17 protein-coding genes are annotated in these 20,567 nt (G+C 57.4%); 6 read left to right on the plus strand and 11 right to left on the minus strand.

What is annotated here, in order from left to right:
• Positions 1–347: 347 nt before the first annotated feature.
• On the minus strand, positions 348–1,721 hold the full coding sequence (locus tag G7090_RS19520; protein WP_106996098.1) for a PTS transporter subunit EIIC: 1,374 nt from the start codon (positions 1,719–1,721) through the stop codon (positions 348–350).
• 274 nt (positions 1,722–1,995) lie between these two features.
• Between G7090_RS19520 and G7090_RS19525 the strand changes: the two genes are divergently transcribed.
• Positions 1,996–3,195, plus strand: coding sequence for an enolase C-terminal domain-like protein (locus G7090_RS19525; RefSeq protein WP_166183965.1), 1,200 nt, complete (start codon positions 1,996–1,998; stop codon positions 3,193–3,195).
• Here G7090_RS19525 and G7090_RS19530 read toward each other — a convergent pair.
• Both G7090_RS19530 and G7090_RS19535 read right to left on the minus strand, forming a co-directional pair.
• A complete protein-coding gene (locus G7090_RS19530; RefSeq protein WP_106996096.1) occupies positions 3,183–3,902 on the minus strand; it encodes a GntR family transcriptional regulator in 720 nt (239 codons plus the stop codon). The genes G7090_RS19525 and G7090_RS19530 overlap by 13 nt on opposite strands.
• 36 nt (positions 3,903–3,938) lie before the next feature.
• Positions 3,939–4,778: an alpha/beta hydrolase gene (locus G7090_RS19535; protein ID WP_166183967.1), complete on the minus strand. Its 840-nt coding sequence runs from the start codon at positions 4,776–4,778 to the stop codon at positions 3,939–3,941.
• A 188-nt stretch (positions 4,779–4,966) separates the two neighbouring features.
• Here G7090_RS19535 and G7090_RS19540 point away from each other — a divergent pair, with 188 nt between their 5' ends.
• Together G7090_RS19540 and G7090_RS19545 are read left to right on the plus strand one after the other, a co-directional pair.
• A complete protein-coding gene (locus G7090_RS19540) occupies positions 4,967–7,849 on the plus strand; it encodes an autotransporter domain-containing protein (RefSeq protein ID WP_166183970.1) in 2,883 nt (960 codons plus the stop codon).
• A 119-nt stretch (positions 7,850–7,968) separates the two neighbouring features.
• Positions 7,969–8,598, plus strand: a complete 630-nt coding sequence (locus G7090_RS19545; RefSeq protein ID WP_166183973.1) for a DUF2238 domain-containing protein — start codon at positions 7,969–7,971, stop codon at positions 8,596–8,598.
• Positions 8,599–8,660: 62 nt separating this feature from the next.
• Here G7090_RS19545 and G7090_RS19550 read toward each other — a convergent pair whose 3' ends face one another.
• Genes G7090_RS19550 through G7090_RS19570 form a run of 5 tightly spaced genes read right to left on the minus strand, consistent with a single transcriptional unit; the run spans position 8,661 to position 14,058 of the window.
• Entirely contained in the window at positions 8,661–9,638 is a 978-nt protein-coding gene (locus tag G7090_RS19550; RefSeq protein WP_166183975.1) for an ABC transporter ATP-binding protein, read from the minus strand.
• The gene (locus G7090_RS19555) at positions 9,635–10,612 is read right to left on the minus strand and encodes an ABC transporter ATP-binding protein (RefSeq protein ID WP_166183977.1); all 978 of its coding nucleotides are present in this window, start codon (positions 10,610–10,612) and stop codon (positions 9,635–9,637) included. The genes G7090_RS19550 and G7090_RS19555 overlap by 4 nt, the downstream gene beginning before the upstream one ends.
• A complete protein-coding gene (locus G7090_RS19560; protein WP_166183979.1) occupies positions 10,605–11,450 on the minus strand; it encodes an ABC transporter permease in 846 nt (281 codons plus the stop codon). The genes G7090_RS19555 and G7090_RS19560 overlap by 8 nt, the downstream gene beginning before the upstream one ends.
• Before the next feature lie 6 nt (positions 11,451–11,456).
• Complete coding sequence (locus G7090_RS19565; RefSeq protein WP_166183981.1) at positions 11,457–12,410, minus strand: ABC transporter permease; 954 nt, start codon at positions 12,408–12,410, stop codon at positions 11,457–11,459.
• A 58-nt stretch (positions 12,411–12,468) separates the two neighbouring features.
• The gene (locus G7090_RS19570) at positions 12,469–14,058 is read right to left on the minus strand and encodes an ABC transporter substrate-binding protein (protein WP_166183983.1); all 1,590 of its coding nucleotides are present in this window, start codon (positions 14,056–14,058) and stop codon (positions 12,469–12,471) included.
• A 256-nt stretch (positions 14,059–14,314) separates the two neighbouring features.
• On the opposite strand from G7090_RS19570, the gene yghU reads away from it, so the two are divergent.
• On the plus strand, positions 14,315–15,184 hold the full coding sequence (gene yghU, locus G7090_RS19575) for a glutathione-dependent disulfide-bond oxidoreductase (protein ID WP_106996087.1): 870 nt from the start codon (positions 14,315–14,317) through the stop codon (positions 15,182–15,184).
• A gap of 40 nt (positions 15,185–15,224) precedes the next feature.
• Here the strand turns inward: yghU and G7090_RS19580 are convergent, their stop codons facing one another.
• Together G7090_RS19580 and G7090_RS19585 are read right to left on the minus strand one after the other, a co-directional pair.
• On the minus strand, positions 15,225–15,947 hold the full coding sequence (locus tag G7090_RS19580) for a molybdate ABC transporter substrate-binding protein (protein WP_166183986.1): 723 nt from the start codon (positions 15,945–15,947) through the stop codon (positions 15,225–15,227).
• Positions 15,947–16,999, minus strand: coding sequence for an ABC transporter substrate-binding protein (locus G7090_RS19585; RefSeq protein WP_166183988.1), 1,053 nt, complete (start codon positions 16,997–16,999; stop codon positions 15,947–15,949). The genes G7090_RS19580 and G7090_RS19585 overlap by 1 nt, the downstream gene beginning before the upstream one ends.
• A gap of 167 nt (positions 17,000–17,166) precedes the next feature.
• On the opposite strand from G7090_RS19585, the gene G7090_RS19590 reads away from it, so the two are divergent.
• Both G7090_RS19590 and fucR read left to right on the plus strand, forming a co-directional pair.
• The gene (locus tag G7090_RS19590; RefSeq protein WP_166183991.1) at positions 17,167–18,150 is read left to right on the plus strand and encodes a sensor domain-containing diguanylate cyclase; all 984 of its coding nucleotides are present in this window, start codon (positions 17,167–17,169) and stop codon (positions 18,148–18,150) included.
• Positions 18,147–18,863 carry an L-fucose operon activator gene (fucR, locus tag G7090_RS19595; RefSeq protein ID WP_166183993.1) on the plus strand — a complete coding sequence of 239 codons (717 nt, stop codon included), beginning with the start codon at positions 18,147–18,149 and terminating at the stop codon, positions 18,861–18,863. Before G7090_RS19590 ends, fucR begins: the two co-directional genes overlap by 4 nt.
• Here fucR and G7090_RS19600 read toward each other — a convergent pair.
• A complete protein-coding gene (locus tag G7090_RS19600) occupies positions 18,860–20,407 on the minus strand; it encodes a methyl-accepting chemotaxis protein (protein WP_106996084.1) in 1,548 nt (515 codons plus the stop codon). The genes fucR and G7090_RS19600 overlap by 4 nt on opposite strands.
• Between the last annotated feature and the right edge of the window lie 160 nt (positions 20,408–20,567).

The raw sequence follows: 20,567 nt of genomic DNA on the forward strand, positions 1-20,567 counted from the left end.
CATGTCACTTTGAGTGCCCACACAGATTGTCTGATAAATTGTTAAAGAGCAGTGCAACGCGGCTTTCGCTCACCGTTGCGAGGTGGCGTATATTACGTTTTCCTCTTTCAGAGTCAAGCGATAATTTCACGCTTTTCTCTGCTGACCCGGCGGCTTGTTTGCCGTTGTTCCGTGTCGATGGAGGCGCATTATAGGGAGTTCTCCCGGGGCCGCAACCCTTAAATGACAGAAAAATGACTGACTGCTGCATTCCCCAGCAAAACCCCGCCTTATACGCATTTGCCCACAGAGTTATCCACAAACTGACTGATATTCTCTGCAGCACGCCCTCTAAGACGGGGTCAAAATCACTCTGCGGCTTGCTCTTTTCCTACCAGGATGGTGGTTAACGTAAAGGAAAGCACCAGCGATATCGCTACTCCCGCCAGAGCAAAGACGAAGTACGGACCTATATAAGCAGGCAAGCTGAAGATGCTCGACAGAATGTAGCCATAAAGACGCACGCCGAAGAAGGCAATAAAGGCTGATGCCAGCGAGCTGGCCACCGTGGCGGCGATAAAAGCTTTCTTATAGCGCGTCAGGACACCAAAGAGTGCCGGTTCGGTAATGCCCAGCAGCGCAGAGATGCCTGCCGACAGCGTAACGGTCTTCTCCTGACGGTCCCGACTCAGACGCCAGATAGCAAATGTCGCCCCCGCAATTGCCATATTGGCCATAAACATCATCGGCATCAGCATATCGTAGCCACGGTCACTGAAGTTCTGCAGGGCGATCGGCGTCATCGCATGGTGCATCCCGGTCAGGATCGCCACCGGTCGGATGGCACCGACCACCAGCCCGGCAAAGCTGGCCGACACACTAAACAGTCCTTCTATAAAGAAGGCGAGTCCTTTACCCAGCCAGATACCAATCGGGCCGATCACCACCAGCGCCGCCAGGGCACCTATAAAGAGGGTGAGCGTCGGCGTGAAGACGGTTTTCAGGACATCGGGCATGATGCTGTCTACCCAGCGATGGATATAGCTTAATGCCAGTACCGAGAAGATCACCGGAATGACGCTCGAAGAATAGTTAAAGACGGATACCGGGATCGCATTCATTAACCAGATGGCACTGACCGCCCCTTCCTGATGCGTCGCCAGGGCTTTCGCTGCTTCTATTAAGGAGGGATACATCAGACAGGCGGCAACCGCCGCGGCGAGATACTCATTGGTCTTGAAGATCTTCGCCGCCGACACAGCGAGGAAGAACGGCAAGAAGTAGAAGACGCCGCTGGCAATCAGGTCGATAACCATGACGGTATCGCTTTTCGCCGAGACCACCTTTAAGGCGATCAGCCCGGCGAGCAATCCTTTTATCATCCCGGCACCGGCAATGGCCGGGACAATCGGACCAAAAACGCCCGAGACGGTATCCATAAAGAGGGAGACCAGACTTTTACGCCCTTTTGTCGCCGTCGGCGATTTATCAGCGCCCTGGCCGAGCACATCAAGCATTTGCTCATACCAGCTGTTCACCTTCGGCCCAATGATCACCTGAAATTGATCGCTCTGCAGTTGCGCGCCCAGCACCCCAGGCAGATTTTTGATCGCAGCCTGGTCAACTTTATTATCGTCGATTAAATCAAACCGTAGCCGCGTCATACAGTGCCAGACTTTATTAATATTCCCCTGGCCGCCGACCAGACGAATAATATTATTGATGGCTTCTTGCGTCCCCATAAAGACTCCTGCCGGTAGGGTTGTTGTTTTATTGATGCCACGAGAATAGATAAACCCACACTACAAAACAAACCAATAAAAGTTGATATCGCTCACACTTAGCTATACAGGGAGCCACAAAATAGCTAACAAACCAAAATTGGTACGGTTTTTAATTAAAATAGAATCAAATAACTGACCAAAATAAATAATAAAAAAACGGTTTACCGGTAAACATTTTTAGGGCGATGATATTCCCATTCCGTATTTCCACAGAGCAGCAAAGGAGTTTTTCGTGACGCCTGTGATCATCACTAATATCGAGTGCTTTATTACCCGCCCGGATCGACATAACCTGGTGACCGTTCGCGTTACCACGGAGCATGGCCCCGTCGGACACGGCTGTGCCACCTTCCAGCAGCGCCCGCTGGCGGTTAAAACCCTGGTGGATGAGTATCTCAAGCCGCTGCTGATCGGCCGGGATGCCAGTAACATCGAAGATCTGTGGCAGATGATGAACGTTAACGCCTACTGGCGTAACGGTCCGGCGATGAATAACGCCATTTCCGGCGTGGACATGGCCCTGTGGGATATTAAAGGGCAGCTGGCCGGTATGCCGCTGTACCAATTGTTGGGTGGAAAATCCCGCGACGCGATCCCGGCTTACAGCCACGCCAGCGGCGAGACGCTGGAGGAACTCTTTGCCTCCGCCGATAAACTGGTGGCGCAAGGCTATCGTCATATCCGTTGTCAGCTCGGTTTTTATGGCGGCACGCCGTCGGCGCTGCATGCCCCGGAAAACCCGACCGCGGGTGCCTGGTTCGATCAGCATGAATACATGGCGAATACCGTGGAGATGTTCCGCGCCCTGCGCGAAAAATATGGCTGGAAACTCCATTTCTTACACGATGTCCACGAGCGTCTCTTCCCGCAGCAGGCCGTGCAGCTGGCAAAACAACTTGAGCCGTACCAGCCCTACTTTATCGAAGATATTCTGCCGCCACAGCAAAGTGCCTGGCTGGAACAGGTTCGCCAGCAGAGCTGCGTGCCGCTGGCGATGGGCGAGCTTTTCAATAACCCGGCTGAATGGCACGACCTGATCGTCAATCGTCGCATCGACTTTATTCGCTGCCACATCTCGCAGATCGGCGGCATTACGCCAGCATTAAAACTGGCGCACCTGTGTCAGGCCTTCGGCGTGCGTCTCGCCTGGCATGGACCCGGGGATATGACGCCCATCGGCGTGGCGGTGAATACGCACCTGAACATTCACCTGCACAATGCGGCCATTCAGGAATTTATTCCGCGTTCCACGACCACCGACGGCGTCTTCCCCGGTGCGCCTGAGGTAAAGGACGGGTTTATCTATCCCCCGACCGCGCCCGGCATCGGTACAGGCTTTAATGAAGAGCTGGCTCTGGCGCATCCGGTGGCCTATCGCCCACACGAGTGGACGCAGAGCCGCCTGCCGGACGGGACAATTCATACGCCCTGATTTTGTCGCCAGGCTAAATTATCGCGGTTATAGGGGCTGACCCAGGTGCAGGTGTAGTTGATATCGATAATATCGCTCACCTCAAAAACCCGGCCCCCCTCCAGTATTCCGCGATTATTAATATGCATTGCCGGGCTGCCTTTTTTGCAGCCCAGTATTACCGCCTGCTCACGGCTGACGCTGACTGCCCGATAGGTGGTCAGCATATGGGAAATGATCAATCCTTTGCTTAATACGTACTGCTGAATGGAGCGCTCAATCGCCTGCTGATTAAGGTCTGGGAAATCGGCAACCGGCATGCTGGACACTTCCAGCTGTACGGGCTGGTCATCGACGTAGCGCAGGCGGCAAAAGTGCCAGATAAAACTCTCTTCATCGATACCAAAAATCTGCTGCGCCGCGCGATCGGGCCTTCTCTTATGCAGGCTAATCATCCGGTAGCGCATCTGATCGAATCGCTTCTCGGTGATCGAGTTGTAGATCAGCGGATTATTGCGCGCATGCTCGTTGATCCAGATCCCCGAGCCCTGCACGATCCGCACCACGCCAATGCTGACCAGTTTCTCCAGCGCCTGGCGGATCGTGAAACGCGACACGCCATACTCTTCGGCCAGTTGCCGTTCAGGGGGAAGTTTGCGTGGCCCCGCCGTGGTGTCCTGATAGATTTTGCTTAGCAGATCCTGAGTCACAAACTCTTTCTTTTTCATTGTTCGGTCCTGAAGTCATTCAATGTTGATCATCCCTCAGCAGTCCGGCATACCCTGCGCCAGCAATCGCGGCCAGACTGTCGCCCAGTCCGAGCCATGCCCCATCCCGCTGACCACCTCCGTTCGCACACACCTCCCCCCTACTGCCTGTTGAAAACGTCGGGCGACAGCGGGTGGCACGGTGGTGTCGGCGTCGCCACTGTAATGGATCTGCGGCAGGTCACGCAGTGCAGCAGCGCGATCGATAGCGCTGCGGGCTGCGGGCATTGGGGTAACATGATGCAGGGCATTGACATACGCAACATCGAGATTGCCTGCCACCGTGCGCAGGGAGCGCACATCATCCCGGCGTTCCGCCAGCAGCGCGGCGATATTGCCCCCCCCGGAGTAACCAACCAGATCGATCTTCACCCCCGGATAGCGCAGCACCATCTGGCTGAGCGCCTCGTTCATTGCATCAATAACCGCCGGTGAGAAACGATCCTGCGTCCAGACATTTACGCGGCAGGTGGCCGGTAGCGGCGGCCCGATGAACTGGCAGGGTCGGGCAAGGTAAAACACATTTGCCTGCTTATCCGCCGCAGCCAGCTTCATACCGGTCGGATTACGCGGGGTCGGATTATCAGAGGGCGTTGTGCGGCTCTTCCAGGCAAAGCCATCCCCTTCGATGTAGACACGAAGGGTATGAACCGGAGGGGCGATTCGCTGCCATGTCACAATCGGGAACGGATCTGTGTCAAATTCCTCACTGATCAGACCACTTTCACTGGCTATTTTTTGCGCAGAGCGGTGCGGATCGTCGGTAATACACCCTACCAATAATAAAGATAAACTAATCAATACGGTTCCCTGCAAAAAGTGAGGATATATCCTCATACCGCACCAGCCTTAACTCAAATTATCAACATGACCAAATATGTGAAATGAATTCAACCGGAAATAATTAAGCATCGCTTATTGTTTTCGGCAACGAATTGTATATTCTGCGCCCGAAGATATCGGATTAATCCGAAGAAATCACAACTGCATTTTGCATAAACATCGCAACGTTATGATGGTACACCATGGAAAAGAAACGTCTTAGCCAGCTGATCTCTCTGCTGGTGGCATCAACGACCGCCCAGGCCTACGCCACATCTCCAGAGTTAATTATTGATACCCCGACAAGCAACGTGCAGATTGCCGACGCTAAAGAATTAGTGCATATCACCCAGAATGGATTTGTGACTGGCATGCCAGTTTCTGCCCTGGCGGTAAATGCGGGGGTGACTGTAACAACGCTTACCAATGATGGCGTTATTAACGACCAGAATGGTATGCCTTTATTTTTAAGTAACAATCTTGTTCAGATAGATGGAACAGTCGATCAGCTTAATAATAACGGCACCATTGCCAGCGTTAATGAAAATCAGATTAACAGCGTGTTCGCGGTGGGCGCTTCGGGAGTGGTTAATACCTTAACCAACACCGGCACCATTAAGGGAAATTCGAATAATTACTATAGCGGTAATTACAACACCGGCACGCTCAACAATGCCGGGACAATTCATACCTTAAACAATACCGCTGATGGCAAGATCCTCGGCTCCCTCGGCATCAGTAATCAGGGAACCATTGATAACTTAATCAATGCGGGCCTTATCGGCGCCACGGATGCTGAGAATAACAACTACATTGGCCAGAACGGTGCCATTTTTAACAGTGGTACGATTGGCACGTTGCACAATACCGGTTCGATTGACGGGGGAACGTCTGATAATTACGGCCGTTCCGGGATCTCTAACCAGGGCAACATTACTACCCTCGTCAATGATAATAAGATTAATGGCAGCTTCGCCGGTATTATTAACTATGGCACCATTGGTTCCATTGAAAACAACGGCCAAATTACCGGAAATTACGTCGCAATCTATAGTTATGGTCCTCTTGACTCCATCGTTAACAATGGCCTGTTAACCGGCGGTAATTATGCTCTGATGGTCGGGAGCAATAACAGCGATGGCGTGACCCTGACCAACACCGGCGATATTGCCGGTGATATTTACGCCTTAAATGCGACAAGATTAATCATCAATGGCGGCACCATCACCACGGGCACGCTGAGCGGCATCGACGGCGCGACTGGCACTATCATGGGCTCCGACGTGGTATTCAACACCGGCTCGCTGCTGCTGAACGATAATATCGTTACCAGCCTGCCTGAATACGGCCTGATGTCACTCCAGATGAGCGATGAAAGGCCTGTGTCAAACGGCACCGTGGTGAACGAAGCGGCCTCCCTGCAGGTGAACAACAGCATCAATATCGCCGGGGATTACCATCAGAAAGCGGCCGCAACGCTGATTTCCGGTGTTTCCGATCTGGCAACCACTAACGGCGATCTGCTTGCCGATACCGGTTATGGCCGCCTGAACGTCAGCGGCAATGCCACTATCGATGCGGGTTCCAGCGTTAATCTGTTGCGTACCGGCAGCACTTACCAGTTTGCCGAAGGCCAGCGCTATGTGGTGATCAATGCCGCAGGCGCAGAGACCGACTACCACGCCGACCAGCTGAAGTACAAAGCCCTCGGCTATCGCGGTGTGGTTAATGGCAGCGTCTATGAAGAGGCTGAAAGCAAGGCCCTGGTGTTAACCCTGGGTGCAGAGCCGGTGATCCCCGATCCGGTAGAGCCTCAGCCTGAGCCAACGCCAGACGTCACGCCGCCGGTAGTGACCGAACCCGAGGTCACCCCCCCGGTTGTCACGGTGCCAACGCCGACGCAGCCTGCGCCAGCAGAACCTGCACCTGCTCAGCCGACCAAACGGGGTTATGCCACCATCCCGAGCGCCACGGCGGCGCTGGGTGGGCTCGCGCACTACTCCGGTATCTCGTCTCCGCAGCTGCTGGATCTGTATAACGCCTCGCTGGCAATCGAAGGTAAACAGGAAGCGAACCGTGCTGGCGAGCGTCTCTCTACCAGCCAGAACCTCAATACCAGCTCTGCGGCCACCGTTGCTACCTCTACCGCTCAGGCAGTAGTGGGTGCTCACATCGATGCCGTACGTAACCCGCAGGCCTCCGGCACCAGCGGTGTGGCCACCGGTGATGACTATGCCAACAACTGGATCGTCTGGGGTCAGCCGTTCGGCGGTTACGCTCGCCAGGACAGCACCGACAACGTCAGTGGCTACACCGCGAAATTTGGCGGCCTGATCATCGGTGCTGACCGTGCACTGGGTGACAACTGGCGTCTGGGGGCAGCCCTGAACTACAGCAACACCTCCGTCCACGGCAAAGACAACCTGAGCGGCAACAACTCCACCGCCGATAACTACGGGGTGATTGGTTACGCGGGTTACACCGGCAATCCGTGGTACCTGAACCTCTCTGCGGGTCTCAACCGTCAGAACTACAGCTCCGTGCGTCGCGCTGATTTCACCGGCTTCTCCGGCGCTGCTCACGGCAAGTTCAACGGTCAGTCCATCACCCTGCAAAGCGAACTGGGCTACCCAATCGCCCTGCCGGCTGACGTGGTGCTGACCCCGCTGGCGGGCCTGACCTATGGCTATCAGCATGTGGATGGCTACAGTGAAACCGGCGGCAACGGTATGGCACTGGATGTCAGCAGCACCCATGCGCAGTCTGTCATGAGCGATATCGGTGTCCGCATCGAGAAGAGCTTCGCCACCGGCCTGGGTAACCTGACGCCGTTCGCCCAGGTCTCGTGGATCCACCAGTACGATAACCGTCAGGTCAGCAGCCATGCGACCTACGCCGCCGATGCTATCGGTGAAACCAGCTTTATCACCAAAGGGGCCTCTCCGGTGGAAGATATGGCGGGCGTGGCTGTGGGTACCACCCTGTATGACGCCAACGAACTGAGTCTCGACGCGCGTTACGATCTGCAGGCCGGCGACCGCTACCAGGCGCACACCTTCAGTCTGCGTTTACGCAAGTCGTTCTGATTGTTATGAACGAACAACGGGGCCGCGAATGGCCCCGTTTTTTTATGCTCCACTGGCAAACATTGTATTTTTCGCCGCGTCGGTCGATAGTGTCTGTTTTTACTCAACAGTTAACTCACATGACGCAAACTGCACTCTCCTCTGGATTGAAGGTCGGCGCGCTGCTTCTGCTGCTGATCCTGATTTATACCGGTCTCTATACCTCGGACCGCATCACCTGGCTGATGGAGGTGACGCCGGTCATCATCATCGTGCCGCTGCTGCTTGCCACCCAACGGCGCTACCCGCTGACACCTCTGCTCTACACGCTGATCTTCTGGCACGCCATCATCCTGATGGTGGGCGGAATGTACACCTATGCCAAAGTGCCCATCGGCTTTGACGTACAGGAGATGTTTAACCTGAGCCGTAACCCGTACGACAAGCTGGGACACTTTTTCCAGGGGCTGGTGCCTGCGCTGGCGGCCCGGGAGATCCTGGTCCGCGGCGGCTACATCAATGGCCGCAAAATGACAGCCTTTGTGGTGTGCTGTATTGCGCTGGCGATCAGCGCCACCTACGAGCTGATCGAGTGGTGGGCGGCGCTGGCGATGGGCCAGGGCGCGGATGATTTCCTCGGCACTCAGGGCGATCAGTGGGATACCCAGTCTGATATGTTCTGCGCCCTGCTCGGGGCGCTCACAACGGTGCTGCTCCTCGGGCGCTGGCATCAGCGCCAGATTACGCATTCAGTCGTACATAATATTTGAGACCAGGTTTTGTAGGCCGGGTAAGGCAAAGCCGCCACCCGGCGGATGTTGGCGCATTACCCTCAAACCTTAAACAACCAACATGCCGCCAAATGACCGGGGGCAATCTCCTGCATCGCGGGGGCTTCGCGTCGGCATACCGGCATCACGTGCGGGCAACGGCTGCAGAACTTACAGCCCGGCAGCACGGAGGTCGGGCCGGGGATCTCCCCGCGCAGGGTCGCCTGCTCCAGATTGCGGATCCGCGGATCGGGCTGCGGTACCGAGGCTAACAGGGCCCGGGTATACGGGTGCGCCGGACGCTGATACAGGGTGTCAGAAGGTGCCACCTCCACCAGCTTGCCGAGGTACATCACCCCGATTCGGGTCGAGATGTGGCGCACCATCGACAGATCGTGGGCGATAAACAGATAGGTTAGCCCCAGCTCCTGCTGCAGATCCTGGAGAATGTTCACCACCTGTGCCTGCACCGAGACATCCAGCGCCGACAGCGGCTCATCGCACAGGACAAACTCCGGACGCACCGACAGCGCCCGGGCAATGCTGATGCGCTGGCGCTGGCCACCGCTGAACTCGTGCGGGAAGCGCTGGAGGTGTTCCTGCTTGAGCCCCACTTTATAGAGCAGGGTTTCAGTACGCTCCCGCTGCTCCTCGCGGCTGTAACCGTGGATCTGCATCGGCTCTGCCACCAGCTGCTGGACGGTCATTCCGGGGTTCAGCGATGAATACGGGTCCTGGAAAATGGCCTGCATCCGCTTGCGCAGCGGCTTGAGCTGCTTTTCGCTGGCCTGGGCGATCGCCTGTCCGGCAAAATCAATCTCGCCGGAGGTGATATCAAACAGCCGCAGAATGGCGCGCCCGAGGGTCGATTTGCCGCAGCCGGACTCGCCCACCAGGCCAAAGGTCTCCCCCTGGCGGATATCAAAGCTGACGCCGTCCACCGCTTTCACCACCACCCCTTTGCGCAGCAGGCCGCCGTTGAGAGTGAAGTGCTTATGCAGGTCCCGCACGCTGACCAGCGGGGAATGGTGTTCACTCATGCCTGAATCTCCTTATCGGCCAGCAGCCAGCAGGCCGCGCGATGCCCCGGTTCGGGGCGGTAAAACGCGGGCTGACGCTCGCACTGCGGCATCCGCTGCGGACAGCGTTCAGCAAACGGGCAGCCCGGGGGCGGATTGAGCAGGCCCGGAGGCGATCCTTCGATAGGCGACAGGCGATGGCTGGTCTGTTCCGGGTGTGGCAGAGACGCCAGTAGCCCCTGGGTATAAGGATGTGCCGGACGATAAAAGATGTCCTCTACGCTGCCCTCTTCCATTACCAGCCCGCCGTACATTACCACTACCCGGCTGCACACCTGGGCGACGACGCCCAGATCGTGGGTGATCAGCAGGATGGCGGTGTGGGTTTTCTGCTGCAAACTTTTTAACAGCCGCAGGATCTGCGCCTGAATAGTGACGTCCAGCGCGGTAGTGGGTTCATCGGCGATCAACAGTTTGGGATCGCAGGAGAGCGCGATGGCGATCATCACCCGCTGGCGCATCCCGCCGCTGAATTCGTGCGGGTACTGGTCGTAACGGCGCTCCGCTTCGGCAATGCCCACCTGCTCCAGCATGGCGATGCTCGCCGCGCGGGCCGCTTTTTTGTTTAAGCCTTTATTACGGATCAGGATCTCGGACATCTGCCTGCCGATGGTCACCACCGGGTTGAGCGCGGTCATCGGATCCTGAAAAATCATCGCGATCTCATTTCCGCGAATGGCGCGCATCTGCTCCGGGGTTTTCTGCGCCAGATCGTCATTGTCAAACCGGATCTGCCCCCCGGTGATGCGCCCGTTGCTGCCCAGCAGCTGGATAATGGATTTGCAGGTGACGCTCTTGCCGCAGCCGGACTCCCCGACAATGCCCACCAGCTCGCCCAGCTGAACGTGAAAGCTCACCCCGCGCACCGCGTGGACATCGCCATCCCGGGTGCGGAAGGTGGTTTGCAGGTTGTCGAGTTCAAGTAAGTTATTCATCGCGGTTCGCTCCCGGCTCAAAGGCGGTGCGGAACACGTCGCCTAACACGTTAAAACTGAACACCGTCAGCAAAATCAGAATGCCGGGGAACATCGCCAGCCAGGAGGCCTCCCCAATATAGGACTGGGCGTTGTTGAGCATACTGCCCCAGGAGGCGGCAGGCGCCTGCACCCCGAGCCCGAGGAAGCTGAGGGTCGACTCCATCAGAATCGCCGAGGCGATATTCAGGGTGGCGGCGACGATTATGGTCGGCAGCACGCCGGGAATGATATGACGCAGGATAATCCGTAGCGGATGCTCCCCGGAGGCGCGGGCATAGAGCACATACTCGCGCTCTTTTACTGAGAGCGTTTCGGCCCGTACCAGTCGGGACATGTTCATCCATGTCAGCAGGCTGATGATCATGATGATGTTATCCACGCCGGGCTTCAGGTAGGCGTTGAGCACCAGCAGCAGGAAGAAGGCCGGGATCGCCATCAGGATATCCACCGCGCGCATCATCAGGTTATCGAGCCAGCCGCCGAAGTAGCCGCTCACCGTGCCGACGATGGTGCCGATCAGGGTTGAAAAGACCATCGCCAGACAGCCGACCATCAGCGAGATCTGCCCGCCGTACAGGGCGCGGGTAAAGTAGTCGCGTCCGTACTCGTCGGTGCCGAACCAGTGGGCGCCATCAGGCGGCAGGGTGCGCGCCCCCAGCGACATCTGATCGGGATCGTAAGGGCTCAGCCCCGCACAGAGCGCGGCGACGACAAAAATAAAGAGGACAAAAAGCGAGAACTGCGCCGGACGATTGCGGCGCAGCTGGTGACGAACCTGTTGCCAGCGTCTGCTCATCCGGGGTTACCTCAGGGTACGTATGCGGGGATCGGCGAAGCGATATAACAGGTCGGCGATCAGGTTGCCGACGATCAGCATCAGCGACGAGAGCATGATGATCGCCATAATCAGCGGGTAGTCGAGGGAGGTGATCGACTGGATCCCCAGCAGCCCCATACCCGGCCAGGAGAAGACACTCTCGGTAACGTACGCCCCCACCACCAGCTCGCCAAACGACAGGCCAAACAGGGTGATCACCGGCAGGAGCACGTTTTTCAGCACATGGCGGAACAGGATGCTGGAACGGGTGGCTCCATAGGCCAGCTGGGTCTGCACATAGTCGGCCGAGAGCTGCGAGATGGTATTGGAGCGGATGTAGCGCACGTAGCTGGAGAGGTTATAGAAGGTGAGCGCAATGCACGGCAGCACGCCGTGGCGCACCACGTCCAGCCAGTTATCCTCCATGCCGATGGTGCGCATCCCCATGCTGGGGAACCAGTTGAGCTGCACGGCAAAGACGGTGATCAGCAGGATGCCAAACCAGAAGATCGGCACCGAGATGCCAATATAGGCGAACAGGTTCAGGACATGATCCAGCCAGCGGTGCTTAAAGGCTCCGGCCAGCAGCCCCAGCGGAATGGCGAGGATAATCGCCATCAGCAGCGAGGCCCCCATCAGCCCAAGGGTGGCCGGAATGCGCTCACCAATCATCACCAGCACCGGTCGGTGGTAGATCAGCGAATAGCCCAGATCGCCCTGCAGAATGTTTTTCAGCCACAGAAAATATTGCGTCACCAGCGGCTTATCCAGGCCCAGACTCTGGCGAATACGCTCGATGTCCTCTGGTGCCATGCGCGGGGTGATGTACGCCGCCACCGGATCGCCCGGGGCGAGTTTGACCAGCAAAAACGCCACCAGCGAGATAAAGAACAGCATCGGCACCAGTTGCAGCAGCCGACGCATCAGTAATGTGTTCACGACATGCCCTTACGACTTACCCAACAAAAAGCCCCGATCGGTTGACCGGGGCGACAGCTTATTTTTGGTAGATTTTTGACAGGTCCTGGAACAGATACACCGGCTTCGGTTCCGCTTCCTGGGTGCCGCCAAAGCGTTTATCCACGGCCACGGTAGCGTTGGTGTAGGCGATCGGGTAGTAGGTCATGTCGTTGGCCACGGTCTGCTGGATCTGCTTGTAGATCTCAGCGCGTTTGCCTGTGTCAGTTTCTACGGCACCTTTATCCCACAGGGCATCGAACTGCGGGTTCTTATAGTGGGCGTAGTTATAGGCTTCGTTGCTCATGAACAGCGATTTGTAGCCATCCGGCTCGGCACCCATGATGTAGCCGCCGAGGTTCAGCTCCCAGGCGGTGTTGTTCATGTCGAGGCTGCGCTGGGACATGGCGTTGGAGTCGAGCGGCATCAGCTCCACGTTCACGCCAATGCCCTTCAGCGCCTGCTGGATGTAGAGCGCCTGGCTCTCCTGGGTTTTGTTGGTGTTCACGTAGGCCAGACGCAGCTTAAGGTTTGCCGGTGCGCCGGAAGCCTTCAGCAGATCTTTGGCTTTCTGCTGGTCGAACTTGTACAGCTCAACGTCGTTGCTCTGGTAGAGCGTATCCGGGGTCAGGAACGAGGTCGCCGGTTTGGCGTAATCCAGCGAGGTGAACGCGGTCTGGGTCAGCTCGTCCTTATTAATGGCGTACGCGATGGCCTGGCGCAGCTCCTTGCTCTTCATCACCGGTACGTTCTGGTTAAAGGTCATGTAGGCCAGACGCCCTTCCGGGTAGACCACGAAATCAAACTTGCCGGTATTCTTCAGGCGCGACACATCCTGCGGATCGACCATCTTGAGATTGATCTCGCCGTTTTGCAGCGCGAGGTTGGCGGAGTTGCTGTCTTTGGCGAAACGGTAGGTCACGGAGTCGAGCTTCGCTTTGCCATTCCAGTAGTCGTCAAAGCGGGTCAGGGCATAATACTGCCCGGCGCGGTACTCTTTAAACTTGAATGGCCCGGAACCTACCGGGGCATCGTTTTTGGTGCTCTTTTCCAGATCGGCTTCATTGGCGAAGACGTGCTGCGGGATCGGGTAGATCTGCACCAGGGTGCCGGTAAAGGCGGCACTCACCTGTGGGAGGGTGAACTTCACGGTGCGATCGTCCACCTTGCTCACCGCCACCGGCTTGCCGCCGAAGGTGAACATGCTGCGGAAGAAGCTGTGCTGTTTCTCCTCCAGCAGCTTATTGAAGGTGAACACCACGTCGTCGGCGGTCAGCGGCTGGCCATCCTGCCATTTCAGATTCGGTTTTAAGGTCAGGGTGTAGCTGAGGTTATCGGCGGATGGCGTCAGGCTTTCGGCCAGACCCCATTCGATTTTGCCATCGTTAAAGCTGTAGAGCGGGGCGTAAAGCGCCTGCATGATCGTCAGGGTGGTGCGGTCACTGGCATATAATGGATTAACCGCCAGCGGGTCGCCTGAAGTAATGCCGATAATCAGTGAACCGCCCTCTTTCGGCGTATCACTTTTGGCCGCCGGGGCTGACGCGGTCTCTTTATTTTTGGCATCATCACAGCCTGCGGCAACCAGCGCCAGCGCGACCAGAACAGCAGATACTAATGGCTTACGCATATCTCACTAACTCCTTGCCTTGAAAGTTTTTTTAACTGCTCATTTTTATTTTTTACAGATATCTGTTTGCGCATCATATTCAGCTTTAAGCCCTTTCGCATTAACAATGAAAATGCCATTTTTGATTAAGCTTATGCGGAATTTATATATATAAGCGCCAGAAGGAATAGTGCATATGCTTATGCGCTCAGTTCGTTAAACCGTTCACGGAATGCCTGCTAAACTGCCTCAACACATCCCAAAAAGGCAGATCAACATGTCCGACAACAACTACCAGCCAGCGAAAGTCTGGGAATGGAAGCAGAACCCCAACGGCGGCGCGTTCGCCAGCATCAACCGTCCGATCTCGGGCGCCACCCATGACAAAGAACTGCCGGTGGGTTCGCATCCGCTGCAGCTCTACTCTCTGGGCACGCCAAATGGCCAGAAGGTAACAATCATGCTGGAAGAGCTTCTGGCGTTGGGCGTGACCGGGGCGGAATATGACGCCTGGCTGATCCGCATCGGCGAGGGGGATCAGTTCTCCAGCGGCTTTGTTGAGGTGAACCCGAACTCTAAAATCCCGGCCCTGCGTGACCACTCCACCACGCCGCCAACCCGGGTGTTTGAATCCGGCAATATCCTGCTCTATCTGGCAGAAAAATTCGGCCACTTCCTGCCAAAAGATCCGGCTGGCCGGGTGGAAACCCTGAACTGGCTGTTCTGGCTGCAGGGCTCCGCCCCGTTCCTCGGCGGCGGTTTCGGCCACTTCTATCACTATGCCCCGGTGAAAATTGAGTACGCGATTGACCGCTTCACCATGGAAGCCAAACGCCTGTTCGACGTGCTGGATAAGCAGCTGGCGCGCGGTCGCTATGTGGCGGGAGAAGAGTACAGCATCGCGGATATCGCTATCTGGCCATGGTTTGGCAGCGTGGCGCTCGGCCAGGTCTACGGCGCAGCCGAGTTCCTCGACGCGGAGAGCTACAAGAACGTCCAGCGCTGGGCGAAGGATGTCGCCAGCCGTCCGGCGGTGAAGCGCGGGCGTATCGTCAATCGCACCAACGGCGAGCTGAACGAACAGCTGCATGAGCGTCATGCAGCGAGCGATTTTGATACCAATACCGAAGACAAACGTCAGGGTTAATGCGCTGACCCCTTGCCCGGCGGCGCTACGCTTGCCGGGCCTACGGATTGGTTTTTGTAGGCCGGGTAAGCGCAGCGCCACCCGGCAAAAAACCCTCATTTTGCAGGATCGTTTTTGCCTTTTCTGACTGTAAAAAATCCGCCAGCCTTTGCCCCTGCGCCGTCATTACCGCGCAGCCATACTCCGCGCGAGGGTTAAAGGGTTCCGGGATATCGAGAACCGTCAGCCCTGCTATCTCGCGCAATAGCGCCGCGTAGCTGGCGTATCCGATAAAGACCTCCGCCTGCCCGCTGTGGATAATCCACTCTGCTGCCAGCCTGCCCGCCGGAACGGGCGCAGAACTTCGCCCCCCTACCAGCGCTAGCGCCCGTTTCCTCACCGCCTCGCCAGCAACACCCATCCGGTCAAACAGCATCTGGGTATAATCCCCGGACGGATCGGCTCCCGCCGTCGAGGTGGCGATGCGTAAATCATCCCGGGTCAGCACCGAGAGCCAGTCATCGCCATCGCGCAGCACCTCGCTGCGCACGGTCAGACAGAGCGAATTGCTGGCAAACGCCGCCACGGATTGCGCCCGCCCGGCAGCCAGTAGCGCCTGCGGATGGGCAAGATTGGCCGAGGCAAAGAGATCGCAGGCCTCGCCCGATGCAATATGCTCCCGCAACAGCCCAGCCGGGCCGAACTGCGTCTCCACTGCCTCCGGGAAATGGGCAATTAACTGCGGCCACACCCTGCGCAGGCTGCCGGCCGCCAGCACGCGCATCAGTCGATCCCCTGATACGTAGTGCGATAGAAGCGCTGATACCAGTCGTTGGCCACCTGGCGCATATCCACGTCCTTAAATTTTTCCGGGTAAAGCTTTTTCGCCATCCACAGCTCACCGACACCCATCGCCTCCGGCATCGGGTAACCCCAGGCTTTGGCATAGTCCGGCATCAGGTAGACGCGCTGATGTTTCACCGCGTCAATGGTCTGCCACTGCGCGCCGGTTTTGATCTCGTTGACCACGGACGGATACCGGTCCTGGACGAAAATTACCTGCGGGTTCCAGGCGATCACCTGCTCCATCGCCACGGTTTTGAAGCCCTGAATGGTCGCCGCTGCCACGTTAAACGCTCCCGCATGGGCCATCATCAGGCCGGTGTATTTCCCTGCGCCATAGGTGGTCAGTTCCGGGTTAGCCATATAGGCGCGAACACGTTTTTCCGCCGGGATAGCCTTCAGGCGATCGCTGACCATCCTGCGGCCCCGATCGGTGGCGTTGATCAGCGCTTTCGCTTCTGGCTGCTTGTTAACAATCTCGCCGATCAGCGCGATCCCTTCCCGCAACCCCAGATCGTAAGCCCGCTCTTCATCGGCCATCGTGGGGTTCAGTTTCGCTTTTTCACCTGCGGCATCGTGACGCAGGGAGATGGCGACCACCGGAATATCCAGGCTGCTGATTTTGTCGATCATCTCCTGCGGCGCGTAGTTGGTGACAAACACCACATCCGGCTTGAGGGCGACCAGCTTTTCCGGATCGACGTGGGTCAAATCGCCAAGGGTCGCTTTCTGAGTCAGCTCGGGGGCCAGTCGCGCGTAGCCGTCCCCCAGCTGCTGTTTCCAGTTCGCCATCACGCCGACGATTTTGTCGGTGGCGTTCATTTGCACCAGCAGGTTGAGGGTCTGATGCTGGAGCACCACCACGCGGTCGACCTTATCGGGGATCGTTACCTGATGGCCAGTCTGGTCGGTGATCAGGCGGGAGGCCTGAGAAGAGAGGGGCAGTAAAGCCACTACGCTTAGGGTTAAGGCTTGCCAAAATCGCTGTTTCATCATGTCCTCGCATTCGTTATGTATTTTATTATACAACGATGCGATTATGCCGTCGTGCCTCCTTTAGAAGTACCCGGTCTTAACGCAAATCCCTCTCTTTTTTCAACAGCATATTTACAACCATCCGGTAAACTGGCATCAATAATTTCTTTCTTCAGATTATTCGCATGTCAGAAAAGGCGCTGGAACATCAGATTCAGATTCTCAAAAAGCATAATGCCCGGCTTGCCAGGCTGGCGCGCGACGCCCGCAGCAAGCTCAGCGCGGCGCTCGACGGGACGGGTCTCTGTTTATGGCAGCTCGACGTTCCCACCGGGAAGCTGATTATCTATAACCGCCGCTGGGGCTCGATGCTGGGCTATCAGCCCAAAGAGCTCAACGCGCAGTTTGAGATCTGGCGCGAACATCTGCATCCCGATGACAAACAGAGCGTGCTCGACGCCTTCTACGATCATCTGCACGGCAAAACCCCCTTCTACGAAGCGCTGCATCGCATGCAGCACAAAAACGGCACCGTCACCTGGGTGCTGGATCGCGGCCGCGTCACCGAATGGGATGAGCAAGGAAACCCGCTGAAGGTCACCGGCACGCACATCGACATGACCAAAGAGAAACAGTACGAGGAGCAGCTCGCCCTGCTGGCGAATCACGATCCGCTCACCGGCCTGGCGAATCGCCATGCGCTGATCACCCACTTCGCGCAGCTCAAAGCCCAGGGCCCGCTCTGTATTGCCTTTATCGATCTGGATGATTTTAAAACGGTGAACGACACCTTCGGTCACCGCAGCGGCGATGAACTGCTGATCCAGCTCAGCCAGCGTCTGCGCGACACCTGCCCGCCGGGAGCCGTGGTCGGGCGTCTGGGTGGGGACGAGTTTGTCCTGCTGCTGCCCTTCCCGCTCACCAGTCTGCTGGTGAGCAGCACCGCGCAACAGTGTCTGAATGCGGCCCTGACGCCGTTCGAACTGGATAACGGCCAGGCACAGGTAGGCGCCTCGGTGGGGATCGATGAAGTGCAGGAGCAGGATGATTTCGTCAATGCATTGCGCCGCGCCGATCGGTCGATGTATCAGATTAAGCACACCGGTAAGAATGGGGTGGCGATTGGCCAGACGCTGATCTCCCACTCCCGCAGCGGAACGCATCCATGAAAAGCACCCGTCATCAGGATCTTATCCGCCTGCTGTCGGCGTCTGACTGGCTGACGACGGATGCGCTTGCCGCGGAGCTTAACGTCAGCAAAGAGACGATTCGTCGCGATCTGAAACAACTTCAGCAGCAGGGCAAGATCGTGCGCCATCATGGGCGGGCGCGAGCGATCCACCCGGATCACCGCGACGGCGGGGAACCCTTTGGCGCGCGGCTGAAAAGCCATTACGCCGATAAAGCCGACATTGCCCGCCACGCCCTCGACTGGATCAGCGAGGGAATGACCCTCGCCCTGGATGCCAGCTCAACCTGCTTTCATCTGGCTCGACAGCTGCCGGATATCGCCCTGACGGTGTTTACCAACAGCCTGCCGATCTGCCATGAAATGGCGAAGCGCGAACGCATCACCCTGATCTGTTCGGGCGGGACGCTGGAGCGCAAATATCGTTGCTATGTGAATCCGGCCCTGGTGACGCAGCTGAAGGCGCTGGAGATCGACCTGTTTATTTTCTCTTGCGAAGGGGTGGATGAGCAGGGGGTGATGTGGGATCCCACCCCGCACAGCGCCGGGTTTAAATCGCAGCTGCTCAGCCGCGCCAGCCAGTCGCTGCTGCTGATCGACAGGAGCAAGTTTCAGCGTTCCAGCGAAGTGAAAATAGGCCACCTGTCACAGGTGACCCAATTGATCAGCGACGTACAGCTCGCCCGCCGCTAGCTCGCCAGACGGAACTTCTGCACCGAGCGTTGCAGCTCCTCGGTCTGACGCTCCAGGGCGGAGGCCGCAGCTGACACCTGCTCCACCAGGGAGGCGTTCTGCTGGGTCACACCGTCCATCTGGGTGATGGCCACTCCCACCTGCGAAATGCCTTTGCTCTGCTCTTCCGAGGCGGCGGCAATCTGCTTCATGATGGTGGTCACGCCGGTAATATCCCGCAGCACCGCCTCCATGGTGGTGCCGGTATCGTTCACCAGCCGGGCCCCTTCCGCCACGCGGGAGACGGAGTCGGCGATCAGCCCTTCGATCTCTTTTGCCGCACTGGCGCTACGGCTGGCGAGATTACGCACCTCCCCCGCCACCACCGCAAAGCCACGCCCCTGCTCGCCCGCCCGGGCCGCTTCCACTGCCGCGTTGAGGGCCAGAATATTGGTCTGGAAGGCGATGCTGTTAATGACGCTGGTGATCTCCGCGATTTTCTTCGAGCTGACGGAGATCCCGGTCATGGTGTTGACCACGTTCTCCACCAGCACCCCGCCGCGGCTGGCGGTGACTGAGGCTACATCCGCCAGCTCGCTGGCCTGACGAGCGTTGTCGGCATTCAGCTTCACCGTGGCGGTGAGCTGCTCCATGCTGGCCGCCGTCTCTTCCAGGGCGGCTGCCTGCTCTTCGGTACGCGACGAGAGATCGTTATTACCGGTGGAGATCTCCGTGGCACCGCGCCAGATATTCTCGCTGCCGGCGCGGATGGTGCTTACCGCTTCGCGCAGGCTGTCCTGCATCGTCGTCAGCAGCGGTACCAGCTGGCCCACGCAGTTACGGCCAAAGGGAACGATCGGCTGGCTGAGATCGCCCTGCGCAATCTGACGAAAGTGATGGCGGATCTGATCCAGGGGTTTCACCAGCATCGCGACCAGGTAGCGATCGGCGAACAGCAGGATCAGCAGGCCTATAATCGTTGCGGTGATGATCACCGTGCGGGTGGTGCTGGTCATGCCGTCCACCGTCACGCGGGTGCTGTCGAGAATGCTGTCGGCGGCTTTATTGAACTGCCCGGCACTTTCGCCAAAGGCGCGGCTCAGCGGCGGGGTAACGTTGTTCGCCTGCTGACGATAAGCGTCGAGATTGCCCTGCTGTGCCAGCTGGAACTGGGGCTTTACGCCGTTCTCCAGCAGCGCCTGCCAGTTGGCAATCACCTGGGAGGAGATCTGCGCATCCATCGGCCCCGGAGACATGGCTTTCATCTCATCGAGCTTGCTGCTCATCGTCTCCAGCGCCTGCTGTACGGCGGTGAGATCTGCCGTACCACCTGCCGCCTGCACATCCATCGCCCGGGTCAGGCGGGTGACGAAGCGGAAGTACTGATCGTTACCCTGGCTAAGCACCGTCATCTGTTTGACCAGCTGGCGATCAACCTCATTGCCATCAGCCACGCGTGAAAGTGCCCATGAGCTGTAGAGCCCGGCTGCCGCCCACATTAAACAGAAAATCCCCAGAATCGTCAGCATGACGAACCGGATAGTGAAATTACGAAACACGTGCATAGTTATTTCCTTGCCATGGGGGAGATATCGCCTGGAGGGCGAGTATTACCCTCGTTATCGGCAATAAAATGCAAAGCAATACCTTTTATCGGTTAATTTTATAAACCTTTTCATTTCTGTTTACCGGACCGGGAAATGATAATCACGCTGGGGCAAATAC

The organism is Leclercia sp. 29361 (genome assembly GCF_011290365.1).
Taxonomy (GTDB): domain Bacteria; phylum Pseudomonadota; class Gammaproteobacteria; order Enterobacterales; family Enterobacteriaceae; genus Enterobacter; species Enterobacter tamurae.

Coding starts and splice junctions, on each gene's coding strand:
- G7090_RS19520 (WP_106996098.1), bottom strand. CDS start 1,721: ATGGGGACGCAAGAAGCCATCAATAATATTATTCGTCTGGTCGGCGGC.
- G7090_RS19530 (WP_106996096.1), bottom strand. CDS start 3,902: ATGAAAAAGAAAGAGTTTGTGACTCAGGATCTGCTAAGCAAAATCTAT.
- G7090_RS19535 (WP_166183967.1), bottom strand. CDS start 4,778: ATGAGGATATATCCTCACTTTTTGCAGGGAACCGTATTGATTAGTTTA.
- G7090_RS19540 (WP_166183970.1), top strand. CDS start 4,967: ATGGAAAAGAAACGTCTTAGCCAGCTGATCTCTCTGCTGGTGGCATCA.
- G7090_RS19545 (WP_166183973.1), top strand. CDS start 7,969: ATGACGCAAACTGCACTCTCCTCTGGATTGAAGGTCGGCGCGCTGCTT.
- G7090_RS19550 (WP_166183975.1), bottom strand. CDS start 9,638: ATGAGTGAACACCATTCCCCGCTGGTCAGCGTGCGGGACCTGCATAAG.
- G7090_RS19555 (WP_166183977.1), bottom strand. CDS start 10,612: ATGAATAACTTACTTGAACTCGACAACCTGCAAACCACCTTCCGCACC.
- G7090_RS19560 (WP_166183979.1), bottom strand. CDS start 11,450: ATGAGCAGACGCTGGCAACAGGTTCGTCACCAGCTGCGCCGCAATCGT.
- G7090_RS19570 (WP_166183983.1), bottom strand. CDS start 14,058: ATGCGTAAGCCATTAGTATCTGCTGTTCTGGTCGCGCTGGCGCTGGTT.
- yghU (WP_106996087.1), top strand. CDS start 14,315: ATGTCCGACAACAACTACCAGCCAGCGAAAGTCTGGGAATGGAAGCAG.
- G7090_RS19580 (WP_166183986.1), bottom strand. CDS start 15,947: ATGCGCGTGCTGGCGGCCGGCAGCCTGCGCAGGGTGTGGCCGCAGTTA.
- G7090_RS19585 (WP_166183988.1), bottom strand. CDS start 16,999: ATGAAACAGCGATTTTGGCAAGCCTTAACCCTAAGCGTAGTGGCTTTA.
- G7090_RS19590 (WP_166183991.1), top strand. CDS start 17,167: ATGTCAGAAAAGGCGCTGGAACATCAGATTCAGATTCTCAAAAAGCAT.
- fucR (WP_166183993.1), top strand. CDS start 18,147: ATGAAAAGCACCCGTCATCAGGATCTTATCCGCCTGCTGTCGGCGTCT.
- G7090_RS19600 (WP_106996084.1), bottom strand. CDS start 20,407: ATGCACGTGTTTCGTAATTTCACTATCCGGTTCGTCATGCTGACGATT.